The following is a 17,956-nucleotide window of genomic DNA, read 5'->3' on the forward strand; positions in this document are numbered from 1 at the left end:
AAGCACCGCATGGAACGACTTCTTGAAGCAGAACTGATTTACGGACGTTTGCTGACCGTGAACGAACCCCATCTGATTGCGCGCTACAACAAGGCACTCAAGGGGTTCGGGCTCCGGGAAACCGCGCTTGCCGAATTCGATATCGACATGACCGGCTTTTCGCCGCAGATCGCCGCCGAACTTGGCGATTGGGATTATCTCGACCCCAACAAGGTCAACCGCCGTTTCATCATCCTGACACCCGAGCAGGAGAACCTGCCCGTCGTCCATACGAGCTTTTCCAATACGGCCGGGCTGATGCATGAATTCTTCACGGCCAATGCGCGCGCCATCTCTGCCGTGACGATCAAGGATGCGCTTTACGGCGAGATCGAGGATACGGTCGCTAAAGTCGACCATATCGAGGATCTGCTGTCGATCAACGAGGTGAATTTCAAGGTCTATTCTGCCGACGACATTCTCGGCAAGGCCGCGGAACTGCGCCAGCTGGCCGATCGCGTGCAGTCCCAACCGGACGCTTGGCGCGACGACGAGCTCCTGAACCGGATGGTCGACCTGGTGAAACAGACAGGCGACATCCGGCAGAACACGCTGGTTCCCGATCAGCTGGTTTTCCGCCATGATGCCTTCTGGGCCAATCATTTCGGCGGCGTCTATGTGTTTCATGACGGACGCAACACAACGGTGATCTGCCGTTCCGACGTGCCCGGATTTCGCAAGGCGCGGCCCTGGCAGGTCTCCTATATCGACATAAACGACTATGAGACGATCTACGGCTTTCTCGCCCGCACCAAGCGCATCGATCTGCCGCAGGCGTCGTGGGTGCTGGATTCCGGCCTCTACCAGCACCGTATGACCATGACCCTCATCGGTCTTGCGCGCGAAAAGCAACCCGATTTCGATCCTGACAAGGCCGATGCTGTATGGCTGCAGACCTGGGCCCATCTCAATGCCGGCCTGGTGAGCGCCGAAGGCAGCTTTCCGTTCCTGAACGAGATGTACCGGCAACTGACTTCGATCGGCCAGATCCGCATGCCGGATGTGCCGGCACGCCTGCGTTTCCTTTTGATCCGCGCCGATGCGCGCCATCCCGATCACTGGCTGGTCAATCGTCTGATTTCCCAGATGATCCCGTTCGACTTCGTCTCGCGCTTCGTGTTCGACAAGCAGGGCTTCTACGATAGCTACGAGCGCTACGACGAAAAGTTCCGCGAATACGTTGTGAAGACGCTCGAAAGAACATATCTGAAAGACAAGCGCGAATTCCGCCGCCGCCTGTACGCCATCAATGAGGACTGACCATGCTTGATCCGATCATCGCATTCATACAGGGCATCTTCAGCGCGATCGGGCGCGGCGTCGGCATCGTGATTGCCTGGATCCTGTTTCCCTTCCTCAGCGCCAGCCGCTGGTATGCTTCGCGCGGCGCCATCCTGAAGATCGTGGTCGGAGCGATTGTCGTTCTTCTTATGGTAGCCTATGGCTTCTTCATCTACCAGACCCAGGTCTGGTATGGATTTGACCCGGATTATGTCGCGAAATACAAGCTTGAGCAGCGCAAGAACCCCGCCGGGTTCGAGTTGACGAAATCCGACACCGGCACGCCTTTGACCTGCACGACTTCGGCAATCGTCGAAGTCACGGCTGACCTCATCGATATGGAAGTGAACCAGAATACCTGGATCTCATCGTCGCCGCTCTACAAGATGGGCCTGTTCGGGATGGACTGGGACAATACGCCCTGGCTCGATAACAAGGCCTCGTTCCAGCGCGGCGTCAACCAGACCATCCGCCGGACGTCCGTAGAGCTGGTTGAAGCACTCGCCCGCGTCCGCGGCACCTCCGGCATCAATCGCACGCTTCAGACGGCGCGCGAAGCGATGCAATATTCGGAATCGGCCTGGTACATCAATTTCTCGCCGTTTGGCTTCCCCCCGACTTCGCAGAGCACCTATCGCACGGCGATTACCGAACTGCGGAAGTTCAATACCGAACTGGCTTCCTGCCAGGCCACCTTTGACGGTCGCGCGGACAACCTGCTCGAATTCCTCGACCGGATCGCCAACGACCTCGGCAGCACCTCCGCAATCCTGCGCGAGCGCTCCGAAAACTACAATGCCGGCTGGTTCGATACCCGCGCCGATGACCGCTTCTGGTTCGCCTATGGCCAGCTCTATGGCTATTACGGCATCCTGTCGGCAGCCCGCACCGATTTCTCAGGAACCATCGCCGAAAAGAATGTCGGCGCCCTCTGGACCGGCATGCTGGCCCAGTTCCGGGCGGCCTTGAACATTCAGCCCGCGATCATCTCGAACGGTCGGGAAGATGGCTGGATCATGCCGACGCATCTTGCCACCCAGGGCTTCTATATCCTGCGGGCGCGTTCAAACCTGATCGAAGTCCGCGACGTTCTAGATCGCTAAGCGATCCGGGGCGTCATACCAAGCGTCGATGATAGGAACCGCTTGGTATCACATGCCGGCAACGCGTAGGTGATCGTAAAATTCGTAGATGACACCGATCAGTTCGCCGGCATCCCCTCCGTCGCGCCATTTTGCGACGATCCGCAGGAAGCGGTATTCCCCATCGCGCTGATAGCGAAAGATCGCGTGGAAACCCGATTTGTAGCGGATCGCGGCGGGAAAGGCTGAAGACACAAGTTGGACATCGTCCGGATGCGTATGGCGCAAGAGATCCGCCACATTCACTGATCCTTCGGTCGGGGGAATGCCGACAATATTGCAGGCATCTTCCGAGTAGAACAGGCCGCCAGTGGCCACGTCGAAACGGATGACCCCATAGGCGCGATGAGCGGTGATGAGATCAGCAACCTCGGCAGTTGAGAGCTCAAGGTCAGAGTAATCCTGACTGCTGTCAAAACCAGCCACAAAATCCAGTTTCAATATCTCGCTCCAATGGTCTTGCGCCAAACAGTCAGCGCCGCTCCCGAATTTATCCAACCGGTCAGGATGTGGGTTCCACCATGACGAGTGTGGGCTGCTTGACATAAAGATCGTAGGTAATGCCGATGATTTCACCGGCGGAACCCTCCTGTTCACGCACGGCATAGACCGTCCGGACAGGCCTGTAGCCACCATCGTCAGAGCGGACACGATAGATCACATGGCCAGACGAACGTTCTCTCGCCGCTTCCTCCATGGTGCCATAAACGATTGCGACATCATCCGGGTGAATTGAATTGCGAATGGTTGTCTGGTCGATCGGTCCCGATGTTAGCGGATGGTTGAAAATACCGCACAGGACTCCCGACATGTAGCAATGGCCGGTATCCAGCGAGGCGCGCCAGAAGCCGAAACGCCTGAAACTCGACGCAAGCTCGATGAGTTCGGCATCGCTGACACCAGTGCGAAGACGATCTGCCCGTCCGTCGGTCTTGAGACTATCGTCGAGATGCAGTTCCAAAAAAATCTCCGCCACAGATCGCCAATTCTATATGGATCGTGTCTAGCACAGCAGCAGCAGAAATCATTGACAAAAATCAACGGAAATCGAGACTCTCGCATTCTTTCGGTTGAATTAGAGCTATCTACAACCAATAAGCTCCGCTTCCCCGGTCATTGGGAAACGGAGCTTGTAGGATAGCAGAGGAGCGCTTTCGATGCAGTCCATTGCCCCGGCCTGCCATTCAAGCTTTTCCTCACATTCCTTCAACCACACGAGTCTTGCGTCTGGCTGGCAGAATCAATTCCTGTGATCTCTTATGAAATTATTTTCGGCGCCTTGACCGCCATCGCGCGCTTGCTAGTCTGATGCTATTAAACGGCTACCGCCAAACGCCACGATCGCTTTCAAAAGGATCAGCGGCGTCGAACGAATAGCCGAAAACCTTCCGGAGAATATAATGTCCAACCGCATGAATACCACGCCCAATGATATGCGGGCGTTCTGGATGCCATTTACCGCCAACCGCCAGTTCAAGAAGGAGCCCCGGCTCTTCGTTGGCGCCAAGGACATGTACTACCAGACCCATGACGGCCGCCAGGTGCTCGATGGCACGGCTGGCCTCTGGTGTGTGAACGCCGGTCACTGCCGCCCCAAGATCACCGAAGCCATTCGCGAACAGGCCGGTGAACTGGACTATGCACCCGCTTTCCAGCTTGGACATCCCAAAGCCTTCGAACTGGCAAACCGCCTTATCGACATCGCGCCGGAAGGCATGGCGAATGTCTTCTACACCAACTCGGGTTCGGAATCGGTCGATACTGCGCTGAAGATCGCACTCGCCTATCAGCGTGTGAAGGGTCAGGGCACCCGCTTCCGCCTGATCGGCCGTGAACGCGGCTACCACGGCATCAACTTTGGCGGCATGTCGGTCGGCGGCATCGTCGGCAACCGCAAGATGTTCGGCACCCTGCTGACCGGCGTCGATCATATTCCCCACACTCATCTTCTCGCCAAGAATGCCTTTACCAAGGGCCAGCCGGAGCATGGCGCGGAACTGGCAGACGAACTCGAACGTATCGTCGCCCTGCATGATGCCTCGACCATCGCGGCCGTGATCGTCGAGCCGGTTGCTGGCTCCACCGGCGTTCTCATTCCGCCGAAGGGCTACTTGCAGCGCCTGCGCGAAATCTGCACCAAGCATGGCATCCTGTTGATTTTCGACGAAGTCATCACAGGCTTTGGCCGCCTCGGCGCACCGTTTGCCTCGCAATATTTCGACGTGAAGCCGGATATCATCACCACCGCCAAGGGCCTGACCAACGGCGTCATTCCGATGGGTGCCGTGTTCGTGACCGCCGAGATTCATGACGCCTTCATGACCGGTCCGGAGCATCTGATCGAGTTCGCCCATGGCTATACCTATTCCGGCAACCCGATCGCTTCGGCAGCCGGTCTTGGTACACTCGATACCTATCGCGACGAAGGACTGCTCACCCGCGCTTCTGAACTCGCCCCCTACTGGGAAGAGCAGCTTCATTCGCTGGCCGATTGCCCGAATGTCATCGACATCCGCAATATCGGCCTGATTGGCGCCATTGAACTGAAGCCGATTGATGGCGAGCCGACCAAGCGCGCCTTCAACGCCTTCCTCAAGGCCTATGAAGATGGACTTCTCATCCGCACCACCGGTGATATCATTGCGTTGTCGCCCCCGCTCATCATCACGAAGGCCCAGATCGACGAACTGTTTGCCAAGCTGCGCAAGGTTCTGATGAACAACATCTGATCACCATCGGGTTTTCGACATGGAACGGCGCTCGATCGGGCGCCGTTTTCATTTGCGCGATCCAATTGCTTCTTTCTCAAGACGCCAGAATTCCGAAACCCGTAACGGCAATTGGGTGCAAACATTTGACATATCGACGTTTTCGCGGAAAACGAGCATAATATTAGAATTGCATTTATAATTAAGGGAAAATTTATTTCAAAATGCAACCATCGCGGGATCGGAGGTATGCAAATGCGTTACTCAAACATCTCGATCTCGACACGCCTGATTATAGCGAGTCTGGCTCCTCTTCTGGCGGTTGCGTTTCTGTCTTTCACAGTGATCCAACGTGAGAGCGCGGCATACAATGCCGCCAAACGGATCACAGCGGCGACGCACGACATTGAAATCATCAGCCACCTTATCCATGAACTCCAGGCCGAACGTGGACAAAGCGCTGGTTTCATCGGCTCAAAAGGCGCTTTAAATCGAGAAAGCCTGGCGACGGTGCGCAAGAAAACCGACGCCAGCATAGCTGGCCTGACGTCGGTTATGGAAGACTTGCAGGTGTGGGGTCTTGATCCAGAGCAAACAAGAAAGATCGCCGACAGCATAGGCCAGATCACAGGACTCCGTAGTCAGATCGACCAACTGTCGATCAAGGCATCACAGTCATTCAACTACTACACTGGGTTGATTGATGAGTTACTAAATGTCACGCGCACGCTCGTATCATCCGGCTCCGAGGATCAACTTGCGATACGTCTGCATGCCTTTCTCTATCTCGGTCTGGCGAAGGAACTGGCCGGGCAGGAGCGCGGTCTGGCCAATGGCTTCATCACAGCGGGAAAAGTACCGGAAAACCAGTATCTGCCGTTCGCCCAGCTTTCCGGCGGCGAAGAGACGCTGCTTCGCGAATTCGGAAAGCTCGATGGCAGCCTTATGGCCGGCAAACTGCAACAACTCCACGGCAATGCCGACAGCGCGCTCGTGGACGAATATCGGATGAAGCTGCTCCGCAACGACGGGACCCAGTCCTTCGACGGTCTCGACGCAAAGACATGGTTCGAGAAAACCACGGCCCGCATCAACCTCATCCATGAGGCAGCGCTGGCCGAACTCGCCGAAATCCGTGCCGCGTCGGAAAAGATCGCCGCCGAACGGACTGAGGCACTGATCGTTTCGACGATTGTCGCGGCACTTTCGACCTTGATTACGCTCGCACTTGCCTTCGGCACTCTGGTAACCGTGGTTCGCCCGCTGCGCCGGACGCTGAACATTGTCGAGCAGCATGCAAGGGAAGAGGCAGCCGATGCGCTTGAAGCGACCGATGCCCGGGATGAAATCGGCCGCCTGATCCGCGCGATCATCCAGTGCCTCGACAACCATGCCCGAAAAGCCCGCGAGGATGAGGAAGCCCGGCGTCTGGTTGCCGAGCAACAGCGGCAGGACGATCAGAAGCGCTATGCCGCAGAGGCACAGCGGGCATCTCAGGTCGAATTTGCTGTCACCCATATCGGCGAAGGTCTGGGTAATCTCTCCAGAGGAAATCTTGCCTATGAAATCGCGCCGCCCTTCATGCCGGAACTGGAGCCATTGAGAAAGGCCTTCAACGATTCGATGCGCGGTCTGCGGGATACGATGCAGACCGTCGCCTCGACTGTTGTGACATTGACGAATGGCGTCTCCGAATTGCGCGTCGGCGCCGACGATCTCGCCGAACGGACCCAGCGCCAGGCGGCTTCGCTGGAGGAAGCCTCCGCTGCGCTGACGGAGGTCGAGGCAACGCTCGATGAAACCAATCTGCGCATGCGCACGGTGACATCGATGACGAATGATGCGCGCACCTCTGCAGAAACATCCGGCAAGATTACTTCTGAAACGGTCGACGCCATGGCGCGCATCCAGACATCGTCGGGCCAGATCGTCCAGATCATCAGTGTCATCGATGAAATCGCTTTCCAGACCAATCTCCTGGCGCTGAATGCCGGTGTCGAGGCCGCGCGTGCGGGCGAGTCCGGCAAGGGTTTTGCCGTTGTGGCCCAGGAGGTCCGCGAACTGGCCCAGCGTTCCGCTTCTGCCGCCCGGGAAATAAAGACCCTGATCCAGAACTCTGTGCAGGCCATCGAGAAGGGGGTCGATCTCGTCCAGAACTCCGGTCGTACCATGGATGAGATCCGGTCCCACATTCTCGCCATCGACAAGGAGATCATGACGATCGGCGAAGGATCCCGTCAGCAAGCCGGTGCAATCTCGGAGATTTCCTCGGCCGTCCGGCAGATGGATCAACTCACCCAGCGCAATGCAGCGATGGTTGAGGAGAGCAATGCGGCGACCCATTCGATTGCCAACGAAAGCCAGTATCTTAGCGACCAGATCGGCCGGTTCCAGCTTTCGGGAACCGCAACCGGCACCCATCGACACGCTGCCAGGAATGCGGCCTGACGGTACGGCAACTGAAACCATTTGCCGATCATCACCCTCGCATATTCCCCTCTCCTGCCGACAGCGATACAGTCGGCAGGAGCAGTAAACAGGAGCAGGGCATGAGCGTACTTGAAGCGATGATCGACCAGGGAACCGGACGCGAACCGGCCGATATCGTGCTCAAGGGTGGCCGTTTCTATGATCTGGTGACGGGCGAACTGATCGAATCGGATATCGCGATCTCCGGCGACCGGATCGTCGGCACCTATGAAACCTATGCCGGCAAGGTCGAGATCGATATTTCGGGCCAGATCGTGGTTCCCGGTTTTATCGACACGCATCTGCATATCGAAAGCTCGCTTGTCACCCCGCATGAATTCGACCGTTGCGTGCTGCCGCATGGGGTGACGACCGCGATCTGCGATCCGCACGAGATCGCCAACGTGCTCGGAACCGAAGGTCTGCAGTTCTTCCTCGATTCAGCCCTTGAGACGATCATGGACATTCGCGTCCAGCTCTCCTCCTGCGTTCCGGCAACCCATCTGGAAACCTCGGGCGCCGATCTGCCGATTGAGCGGCTCCTGCCCTTCCGCAAGCATCCGAAAGTGATCGGCCTCGCCGAATTCATGAATTTTCCGGGAGTAATCGCTAAGGACCCGGTCTGCATGGCCAAGCTTGAGGCTTTCCAGGGCAGCCATATCGACGGCCATTCGCCGCTTCTTTCCGGTTATGGGCTGAACGGCTACCTCGCTGCCGGCATCCGCACCGACCATGAATGCACCTCGGCAAAAGAGGCACTGGAGAAGATCCGCAAGGGCATGCATATCCTCATCCGCGAGGGTTCCGTCTCCAAGGATCTCGAAGCACTTCTGCCGCTTTTCACCGAACGGCTGTCGCCCTTCATCGCGCTCTGCACCGACGACCGCAATCCGCTCGATATCGCCGAGCAAGGGCACCTCGATCATATGATCCGCTGGGCGATCGCCCATGGGGCCGACCCGCTGTCCGTCTATCGCGCCGCATCGGTCTCGGCCGCACGCGCCTTCGGTCTCGCCGATCGCGGTCTTGTCGCTCCGGGACGCCGCGCGGATCTCGTGGTCATCGATGAACTCGCATCCTGCCGGGTACTCAAGGTCATCTCCGGCGGACGGCTGGTGGATGAAGAACTCTTTGCGACCCGCAAGCCGGTCGCACCCGTGGGTCTCGACAGCGTCAATGCACCGAAAGTGACGGCCGCCGATTTTACGGTCCCCGCCCGTGATACGGACAGTTCGGTGCTCGGCGTCCTGCCGGGCAAGATCATCACCGAGCATCGGCGCTATCGGCTGCCGGTTTCGGGCAACCAGACCGCCGTCGATCTCGACCGCGACATCCTCAAGGTCGCTGTGGTCGAGCGGCATGGTAAGAACGGCAACCGCGCCACGGCATTCGTCCAGGGCTTTGGCCTCAAGAAAGGTGCGATTGCCTCGACCGTCGGGCATGACAGCCACAATATCTGCGTCGTCGGCGTGTCCGACGAGGATATGGCCGTCGCCGTCAACCGGCTTTCCGAAATCCGTGGCGGCTTCGTCGTGGTGGAAAATGGCAAGGTGACGGGCGAAATCGCGCTGCCCGTTGCCGGCCTGATGAGTCTCGCCCCCTATGAGGAAGTGCGCGAAACCCTGCACCATCTGCGGCAGGCGGCCTATGCGCTGGGCTCGACACTGGAAGAGCCCTTCCTGCAACTCGCCTTCCTGCCACTGCCAGTCATCCCGCATCTCAAGATCTCCGACAAGGGGCTGGTGGATGTCGACCGGTTCGAACTGATCGGACCGTACTGAGGCAGGAGATCTGCCCGTTGTGCGCCTCAAGGAATTGTGACTTGGACTGTCGACAGCCGCGGACTATGCTGTGGAACGAGATGTGGCGGATATCATGAAGCGACTGAAGGTTCTCATAGTTCTGTTTGCCATGCTGCTGGCTGCGATCCTTCCGCAGCGACAGGGCTTTGCCGCCGATTGCCGCCAGGCGCAAAGCCATCCGGCGATCTCCGAATCCGTCCATACGCATTCTATGACCAAACACGATATGGCCATGGTGCCGGACACCCACCATAAGTCCGATCGTGGCGATGTTCTGAAGAAAGACCTCTGTTCGCTCCTCTGCCAGATGGCGAAGATCGCCCTGCCGCTCCTCGATGGCGAAAACGCGTCGAATCTGCTCACCCGGCATGCGCCGCCGCAGCCGATGCGGACACTTCTCGGTCGCGTGGTTCCGCCACTGTTCGATCCGCCAAGATCCCTTTCCGCCTGATCTGCACCAGCGCTCTCCAGCGCTTTCGCAACAAGGAAACGATCCGATGAACAGACGCGAATTTCTGGCGGCCGCAACCGGCCTTGCCGCATCCACCTTCATTGCAAGTCCCTTCGGCAAAGCCTACGCCGCACCCCAAAGACAAAAACTCACCATCAGCACCCGCACACTCGACGTGAACGGACGGGCCGCCACCGTCTATGGGCTGACAGGCGCCGATGGAAAACCGGGTCTGACGATAGAACCTGGTGCCGATTTTGCCGTCGATCTCGTCAATGGTCTGAAAGAGGAGACGATCATCCATTGGCACGGGCTGTTGCCGCCAGTGGAGCAGGATGGCGTGCCGGACAATCCACTGCCCATGCTCAAAGGTGCCGAGACACGCGCCTATGATTTCCCGATTCACGCCCCGGGAACCTACTGGATGCATGCCCATACTCTGCAGGAGCAGAACCTTCTAGCCGCACCGCTGATCGTCCATTCGCAGGACGACAGGACGGCGGACCGGCAGGAGATCGTTGTTCTTCTGCACGATTTCTCGTTCACACCGGCTGAAGAACTGCTGGCAAAGCTCACCGGCGGCAACGGCGGCATGCATCACGGCATGAACCATGGCGCCATGGACATGGGCACTATGGATATGGGCGCAATGTCAGAATCCATGGGCAACATGCATGGCAACATGCAGGATATGGGTGCCATGGGCTCCATGGCCATGGATCTCAACGACATCGACTATGACGCCTATCTCGCCAACGACCGTACACTCGATGATCCGGAGGTCCATCAGGTCGAAAAGGGTGGCCGGGTTCTGCTGAGATTCATCAACGGCGCCTCCTCCACCGCCTTCTCGATCGACACCGGCGCACTTTCAGCGAAACTCGTGGCCGTCGATGGCAAGCCCGTTGCGCCCGTTGCCGGCAATCTGTTTCCGATGACCATGGGCCAGCGGATCGATCTCGCCCTCGATGTTCCATCTTCGGGTGGTGCCTTCCCTATCCTCGCTCTGCGGGAAGGTGCTGCGCAGCGAACCGGCATCGTTCTGGCGACCGCTGGCGCAATGATCGGCAGGCTCAGCGCTTTGGCGGATCAGAAAGGGCCGGTACTGGACCTCGCGTTGGAACAGACCCTTTCGGCGACAAATCCCCTCGCCCAACGGACCCCGGACGTCAAGGCCATGGTGCATCTGACCGGCGACATGATGAGCTATCGCTGGCAGATGATGGGTATCGAGGACCTTGCCCTGAAAGGCGGCGAGCGGGTCGAGTTCTCGATGATGAACATGTCGATGATGGCGCATCCCATGCATCTGCACGGGCATGATTTCCAGGTCGTTGCCATCAACGGCAGACGCTTTTCGGGCGCACTGCGCGATACGGTGCTCGTTCCGCCGATGCAGACGCTGACGATCGCCTTCGATGCCGGCAAGCCGGGCCATTGGCCCTTCCACTGCCATCATCTCTACCACATGGTCAGCGGCATGATGGTGCATCTGCCGGTCGCTTGAGGCTAAAAGGCGGCCCGCTTCCGCGGGTCGCCGTTCCGATCAGATCAGGCCCGACTTGGCAGGACGACCTGCAACATAGGTTTCCGTGATCGTACGATCGTCCCCCATGGTCTGCATGAGGAACAGTTCTTCGGCGAGCGTCGTCACCACTTCCATCTTGAGCGCCATCGCCGGCGTCGAACGCGCGTCGAGCACGACGAGATCGGCATCCGAACCGATCTCGAGCGTGCCGATCCTGTCGGCCAGGCCGAGCGCCTCGGCATTGCCGAGCGTCATGCGGTAGAAGCTCTCGAGCGGCGTCATCCGCTCGCCCTGCAACTGCAGCACCTTGTAGCCTTCATCGAGCGTGCGCAGCATCGAATAGGAGGTGCCGCCACCAATATCGGTCGCCACCGCAATTCGCACCGCCTTCTCGCGCTGGGACAAGCGCTTGAGGCCGAACAGGCCCGAGCCGAGGAAGAGGTTGGAGGTCGGACAGAACACCGCCACCGATCCCGTCTCGCTCATCGCATCGGCCTCGCGATCCGACAGATGGATGCAATGGCCGAACAGGCTCTTCGGCCCCAGCAAACCATAATGAGCATAGACATCCGTATAGTCCTTCGCCTGCGGATAAAGCTCGCGGGTGAAGGCGATTTCGCCATGGTTCTCCGAAAGATGGGTCTGGATATGCAGGTCGGGATAGTCGCGCGCCAGCGCTTGCGCCATCTCCATCTGCTCCGGCGTCGAGGTGATGGCAAACCGCGGCGTAATCGCGACATGGTTCCGCCCCTTGCCATGCCAGTCAGCGATGACCTGCTTTGTCTCGTCATAACCGCTCTGCGGCGTATCGCGCAGGCCCTCGGGCGCATTGCGGTCCATCATCACCTTGCCGGCGATCATGCGCATGTTGCGACGCAGGCTTTCGGCGAAAAAGGCATCGGCGGATGCCTTGTGGACCGAACAATAGGCGACCGCCGTCGTGGTGCCATGGCGGACGAGTTCGTCGAAGAAACGCACGGCAATCCGCGCCGAATGCGCCGGATCGACGAACTTCTGCTCCTCGACGAATGTGTAGGTATTGAGCCATTCCAGAAGATTGGCCGCATAGGAGCCCACCACCTGCATCTGCGGAAAATGCAGATGCGTATCGATGAAGCCCGGCAGGATGAGATGCGGCCGATGATCGATGACGGAAACCCCGTCTCCCGCGCGCGCCTTCACGTCCGGAAAGGGTCCGATATCGGCGATCACACCATCACGGATCAGGAGGCCGCCATCCTCGAGATAAAGATAGCTGGCATGATCATCGAGCCCTTCGGGCAAGGCGCGGAAGGAAAGCAGGCGGGCCCGCAGCAGCGTCGATGTCATCAAATCATCCCGGTTGAACTGTCTTGGTTGAACTGTCTTGGAAGTCGAAAAACGATAGCGTGAATGCATCGGCGATCTCAAGATCAAACTTCCACCGGGCATTATACCCAGTGTCGATGATAGGCTCGGGCAAGCCGACCCGCCTAGCGTCTCGCGATTGGATTGTTTGGATGGACCCTATGAGCGCGATTCGCACGAAAGAAGCCTTGATTCAGGAAGCATCGAAGCAGACGGCGCTCGATGCCAGCCGCGAAATCGCCAACAGCATCTATTATGCCAACGACAATCCGCAGAAGATCGATTTCTTCGTCACCGGCAATGCCATCAACCCGTTCTTCGTGCCGGAAGCCCGCGATGGCCTCGATCCCACCAAGGTCTTCAATGCCGATGCCTATCGCAAATGCATCGCCATGGCCCGGCTCGCAGCCGCCAACTCGACGACAACGAAGGTGCTCTATTCCTCGGCACCGAAATCCGGCTCGACCTTCGTTTCGCACAAGATCGGCGTTGCCTTCAATCTCATCCGCGTCTGCATGACGCTCTATTCCGCAAGTTCGATGGGCGACGTCAATTTCGGCGGCGCCATTCGCGAAGCCAATATCGATGAAATGGCGCTCCTGGGGTCGTGCCTGCTGCCGCAGGGGGTCTATGCCCAGCATCACATTGCCTGCACGCCGCTGACCGCCAATTATCTCAAGCTCTACAACGTCGTGCCGATCCTGTCGGTCCGCAACATCTTCGATACGCTGATCAGTTACGACGACCATTTCCGCCGCGCGCTTTCCAACAGCCGCGAAAATCCCTTCATGCGATATGGTATGCCGAGCGACTATCTCGAGCGCGATTTCGATGACCGGATCGACGTGCTGATCGATATGAAACTGGCCTGGTACATGAAATACATGTCCACCTGGCAGGCCTGCGAGAAGAGCGGCCTCGTCGATCCGCTCTGGATCGTCTATGAGCGCGACATCCTCGGCGACAAGACGCAACTGGCTCAGCGCATCGGCGAGAAGCTGAAACGTCCGCTGGGGGATATTCTCAAACTCGCGGTCGGCCTCTCAGAAAAAGACGGCATGAACCTCAATGTCAACAAGGCGGTGGCCGGCCGCGGCGAGCAGATTACCAGCCGCAACCGTCAGCGTATCGAGGATTTCTTCCACAGATACCGCCGCGAGGGCGATTTCTCCGCCTATCTGAACGCATGATCGCGACGATCACACCTCATTTCGAGGCGACGGAACTTTCATACCAGGCAACGAGCAAGGCACGCTCTTCCGGCGTGACCTCTGTCACATTGCCCGGCGGCATGGCATGGCTGCGGCCGGCCTGCAGATAGATCTCGCGCGCATGGGCGGCAATCGCCGCCTCGCTGTCCAGCACAACATCCTTCGGCGGACGCACAATCCCTTCCCAGACCGGCTCCGCCGCATGGCACATGGAACAGCGACCGGAGACCGTCTCGACCACATTGGAAAAATGGGCGTTGCTCGCAAATTGCGAAAAGGCCGGCGCCACTTCGCTGGTCTCAAGCGCATCGGTGAGCACCTTCGGCACCGTCGAAAGCCACATGATGGCGATGAACAGCAGCGTCGTGACCAGCCATGTCCAGTGCGGATGGCCCTTGCGGGCATGAACGGTGTTGAACCAGTGGCGGATCGTCACCCCCATCAGGAAGACGAGTGCGGCAATGATCCAGTTGAACTCCGTGGCGAAGGCCAGCGGATAGTGGTTCGACAGCATGAAGAAAATGACGGGCAGCGTCAGGTAATTGTTGTGTAGCGACCGCTGTTTGGCCTGGGCGCCGAGTTTGGGATCGGGCGTACGGCCGGCAATCAGGTCCGCGACAACGATCTTCTGGTTGGGGATGATGATGAAGAAGACGTTGGCCGACATGATGGTGGCGGTAAAGGCACCGAGATGCAGGAAGGCGGCGCGACCAGTGAAGATCTGCGTATAGCCCCAGGCCATGATGACGAGGAGCACATAGAGCAGTGCCATCAGCCCCCAGGTGTTCTTGCCCAGCGGCGACTTGCAGAGAAGGTTATAGAAGATCCAGCCGATCGAGAGCGACGCAATCGAGATCAGGATTGCGGTGCTAGACGACACATCGAGCAGATTGCGATCGATGAGAAAGAGATCCGCACCGCCATAATAGACGACCGCCAGAAGGGCGAAGCCCGAAAGCCAGGTCGTGTAGCTTTCCCATTTGTGCCAGGTCAGATGGTCGGGCATGTTGGAAGGCGCGACCAGATATTTCTGGATATGGTAGAAGCCGCCGCCATGGACCTGCCATTCCTCGCCATAGACGCCGTCCGGCAGGCCGGGCCGCTTGACCAGACCCAGATCGAGCGCGATGAAAAAGAAGGACGAGCCGATCCAGGCGATCGCGGTCACGACATGCAGCCAACGCACCGCGAAGGCCAGCCATTCCCAGGCTATGGCAAATTCATACATTCTGTTCCCCGTTTCTCTCCGCCCGGAAAAATATCACCACACTTGCGCCGAAGCGCAATGGGCAGCGGACCAATCGTCAACAAATACCTGCCCTTGCGAGACGGGCAAAGCAAATTTAACGATGCGAAGACCCGATCGGTTGTCTCATCTCGCCGGCGGTGCCAATGTCGCCGCAACGTTGATTCCAGAAAGACATTCCGACGGAGCTGAATTTTCCGCATGACAGACCCCCAGACCGAGAAGATCCGCAGTGCCTTCGCCACCGCGCGACGCATTCGCGATGCCTCGGGCGGCAATCCCGATCTGCTGGACGGTCTAGCCCGGATGCTGGCAACGATCGGCGATGCCTGCATTTTGCAGTTCGACAGGCTTGTCAGGGAAAACAAGCGGCCATTGGCGCATGAGCTTGTCGAAGGCTTTCTCGATCTCAACCCCGGGCACACGGCCCTGCGCGAAAAGCTGGTCGCGAGTTATCAGGCGGTCAAACGCAATGACTGGGCGATCACCCACCTCAAGGCGCTGACCGAGATCGAACCCGACAATGGCCATGCCTTTGCAAGGCTCGGCATGGCGCTGATCCAGGAACGGCGCGTCCCCGAAGCCATCGCAGCCAATGAAAGGGCGCATGAACTGCGGCCCGATGATGCCGGCATTGCCAACAATCTTGCCAATCTTCTTTTGAACCGGGGCGAGATCGAGCGCGCCCAGGCGCTGATTACACGCGCCGTTGCAACCCTGCCGGACAATCCCGTTCTCCTGCGCAGCATGGCCCTGATTGCCCAGGAAGCCGGTCAACTCGAGCTCGCCCGCGACAGTTTTCTGCGCCTGAGCCAGATCACGCCCGACAATGCCGAGACCCATCGCCTGCTCGGGCTGCTCACGACCTACACGCACGACCATCCGCATATCCGAGAATTGGAAGCGCTTGGAAGCCGGATGGCACCGGATGATCCGCAATCGGTTCCGCTTGGCTTCGCGCTTTTCCGTGCCTATGACGCGATTGGCGATGATCGTGCCTTCGACCGGCTCGACCAGGCCAATTTAAGAAAGCGCAGCACACTCGATTACGATGTTCGGGCTGATGTCGAACGGATGCGCGATTTCGAGCGAATCTACTCGCAAGAGCGGCTCGAACGGCACCGGAACGCCGGCGATCCTTCACGCGCGCCGATCTTCATCGTCGGTTTGCCGCGATCGGGTACCACGCTGACCGAACAGATCCTTGCCAGCCACCGCGACATCCATGGCGCCGGCGAGCTGGATCTTGTTCATCCATTGCACTCGCTTCTCGATCAGCAGTTCCTGATTGCCGATGGCGACTTCGCGACCGAACCGACGGCTGAGGCTTTCAAGATTCTGGGCCGCCGCTATCTGGACGCCATCGCACCCGCCATGAAGGACAAGCCGCGCAATACCGACAAGATGCCGGTCAATTTCATGCTCGTCGGCTTCATCCGTCTGATGCTGCCCAACGCAAAAATCATCCATTGCCGGCGGGCGCCGCTCTCGAGCTGTTTCTCGCTCTATTCGAGCTTTCTGCCGTCACAGGCCCAGCGCTACAGCTGGGATCTCAACGATATCGCCGATTACTACCTCGCCTATCGCGAACTGATGGACCATTGGCACGATGTCGCGGCGGATGCGATCTTCGATTTCTCCTACGAGGCGCTGATCGCCAACCAGGAAGAGCAGACGCGCAAGCTTCTCGATTTTCTCGAGCTCGATTTCGATCCGGCCTGCCTCGATTTCCACAACACCGACCGCACTGTCCGCACTCTCAGCGCCGGCCAGGTGCGCAAGGGTCTCTACAAGGGCGCCGACGACCGCGCCTGGCGCTATGCGGACGGGTTGCAGCCCCTCATCGAACGGCTGGAGGCCGCCGGCATAGACATCAAGCCGGGTTCATCCTTCTGACGCGTCAAGAATCCCCCAGTCAGCCGGACCCGATATAGTGCGTAAGGAGTTCCGCTGCGACGAGCGCGGCAATCACCGGCGGACGCTTGTCATGCACGGCTTTGCCGCCGATCGGCAGGATCAGCCGATCGATCCGTTGTTCGTCCTCGCCATGGTCCCGCAGATGATGGAGAAACAATCCCCGCTTGGTTTTGGAGCCAATCATGCCGACATAGGATAGATCGGCGCGTTTAAGCGCTTCGGTCCCGATCAGGAAATCGAGCGCATGGTCGTGGGTGACGATGACGACCGCCCCACCGGCGCGCACATCTGAAACGGCCCGTTCGGCGATTGCCTCGATCCGGTAGTCTATCCCGGGTGCGAGTTGAACCGCCTCGTCCTCGCGCGTCTCCACCACCATGACGTTGAAGGGCAGCGGCTTGAGTGCGAGCGCGAGCGCTCGTCCGACATGGCCGGCGCCAAAGATGAAGACATCCGGATAGGCATCGGCCTCGAGCCGGCTTCTCAGACGCAGGTCTTCCATGACCTGCTCCGTCGCAAGGCTGAGGGACAACGACACCCGCCCGCCGCAGCATTGACCGCTATCGGGCCCAAGCGTCACATCCAGCGTCTCTTTCTCGCGCCCATCGCCGAGCATCGATCGCGCAAGCGCGATGGCCGCATGTTCCATGCGACCACCACCGATGGTGCCCGAGAGAGCCCGCTCCGACACGAACATGAAGGCGCCTGCCTCGCGCGGCGTCGAGCCCCATGTGGCCATCACCTCGATCAGGATGCATCGCTCATGCGACGACAGGAAATCCGCCGGAATTTCCATGTTCATAGTCCTTCCGCCC

General features: G+C 58.8%; 14 protein-coding genes. 9 read left to right on the forward strand and 5 right to left on the reverse strand.

Going from position 1 to position 17,956, the window contains the following annotated elements; translation table 11 throughout:
* Positions 1-9: 9 nt before the first annotated feature.
* Both Q4481_RS10065 and Q4481_RS10070 read left to right on the forward strand, forming a co-directional pair.
* Positions 10-1,299: a DUF6638 family protein gene (locus tag Q4481_RS10065; RefSeq protein WP_304376227.1), complete on the forward strand. Its 1,290-nt coding sequence runs from the start codon at positions 10-12 to the stop codon at positions 1,297-1,299.
* A 2-nt stretch (positions 1,300-1,301) separates the two neighbouring features.
* On the forward strand, positions 1,302-2,423 hold the full coding sequence (locus Q4481_RS10070; RefSeq protein WP_304376228.1) for a DUF2333 family protein: 1,122 nt from the start codon (positions 1,302-1,304) through the stop codon (positions 2,421-2,423).
* Positions 2,424-2,471: 48 nt separating this feature from the next.
* On the opposite strand, the gene Q4481_RS10075 is transcribed toward Q4481_RS10070, so the two are convergent.
* Entirely contained in the window at positions 2,472-2,930 is a 459-nt protein-coding gene (locus Q4481_RS10075) for a PAS domain-containing protein (RefSeq protein WP_304376229.1), read from the reverse strand.
* Positions 2,931-2,964: 34 nt separating this feature from the next.
* The gene (locus Q4481_RS10080) at positions 2,965-3,423 is read right to left on the reverse strand and encodes a PAS domain-containing protein (RefSeq protein ID WP_304376230.1); all 459 of its coding nucleotides are present in this window, start codon (positions 3,421-3,423) and stop codon (positions 2,965-2,967) included.
* Positions 3,424-3,862: 439 nt separating this feature from the next.
* On the opposite strand from Q4481_RS10080, the gene aptA reads away from it, so the two are divergent.
* The 5 genes from aptA (at position 3,863) to Q4481_RS10105 (ending at position 11,399) form a co-directional block, all read left to right on the forward strand.
* Complete coding sequence (gene aptA, locus Q4481_RS10085; RefSeq protein ID WP_304376231.1) at positions 3,863-5,191, forward strand: omega-aminotransferase AptA; 1,329 nt, start codon at positions 3,863-3,865, stop codon at positions 5,189-5,191.
* A 234-nt stretch (positions 5,192-5,425) separates the two neighbouring features.
* Positions 5,426-7,618 (forward strand): methyl-accepting chemotaxis protein, encoded by a 2,193-nt coding sequence (locus Q4481_RS10090; RefSeq protein ID WP_304376232.1) that lies wholly within the window; start codon positions 5,426-5,428, stop codon positions 7,616-7,618.
* Between the two features lie 101 nt (positions 7,619-7,719).
* Positions 7,720-9,420 carry an adenine deaminase gene (gene ade / locus Q4481_RS10095; protein ID WP_304376233.1) on the forward strand — a complete coding sequence of 567 codons (1,701 nt, stop codon included), beginning with the start codon at positions 7,720-7,722 and terminating at the stop codon, positions 9,418-9,420.
* 94 nt (positions 9,421-9,514) lie between these two features.
* On the forward strand, positions 9,515-9,892 hold the full coding sequence (locus Q4481_RS10100; RefSeq protein WP_304376234.1) for a hypothetical protein: 378 nt from the start codon (positions 9,515-9,517) through the stop codon (positions 9,890-9,892).
* 46 nt (positions 9,893-9,938) lie between these two features.
* Entirely contained in the window at positions 9,939-11,399 is a 1,461-nt protein-coding gene (locus Q4481_RS10105; protein WP_304376235.1) for a multicopper oxidase family protein, read from the forward strand.
* A gap of 39 nt (positions 11,400-11,438) precedes the next feature.
* Here the strand turns inward: Q4481_RS10105 and guaD are convergent, their stop codons facing one another.
* Positions 11,439-12,749 (reverse strand): guanine deaminase, encoded by a 1,311-nt coding sequence (gene guaD, locus Q4481_RS10110; protein ID WP_304376236.1) that lies wholly within the window; start codon positions 12,747-12,749, stop codon positions 11,439-11,441.
* Between the two features lie 179 nt (positions 12,750-12,928).
* Between guaD and Q4481_RS10115 the strand changes: the two genes are divergently transcribed.
* Complete coding sequence (locus tag Q4481_RS10115; protein WP_304376237.1) at positions 12,929-13,957, forward strand: hypothetical protein; 1,029 nt, start codon at positions 12,929-12,931, stop codon at positions 13,955-13,957.
* A 16-nt stretch (positions 13,958-13,973) separates the two neighbouring features.
* Here the strand turns inward: Q4481_RS10115 and Q4481_RS10120 are convergent, their stop codons facing one another.
* Entirely contained in the window at positions 13,974-15,206 is a 1,233-nt protein-coding gene (locus Q4481_RS10120) for a urate hydroxylase PuuD (protein WP_304376238.1), read from the reverse strand.
* A gap of 219 nt (positions 15,207-15,425) precedes the next feature.
* Here Q4481_RS10120 and Q4481_RS10125 point away from each other — a divergent pair, with 219 nt between their 5' ends.
* Entirely contained in the window at positions 15,426-17,120 is a 1,695-nt protein-coding gene (locus tag Q4481_RS10125) for a tetratricopeptide repeat-containing sulfotransferase family protein (RefSeq protein ID WP_304376239.1), read from the forward strand.
* 19 nt (positions 17,121-17,139) lie between these two features.
* Here the strand turns inward: Q4481_RS10125 and xdhC are convergent, their stop codons facing one another.
* Positions 17,140-17,937, reverse strand: a complete 798-nt coding sequence (xdhC, locus tag Q4481_RS10130; RefSeq protein WP_304376575.1) for a xanthine dehydrogenase accessory protein XdhC — start codon at positions 17,935-17,937, stop codon at positions 17,140-17,142.
* Positions 17,938-17,956 lie beyond the last annotated feature (19 nt).

Origin of the sequence: Fluviirhizobium alvei (genome assembly GCF_030551875.1) — a bacterium.
Classification (GTDB): Bacteria; Pseudomonadota; Alphaproteobacteria; order Rhizobiales; family Rhizobiaceae; genus Rhizobium_E; species Rhizobium_E alvei.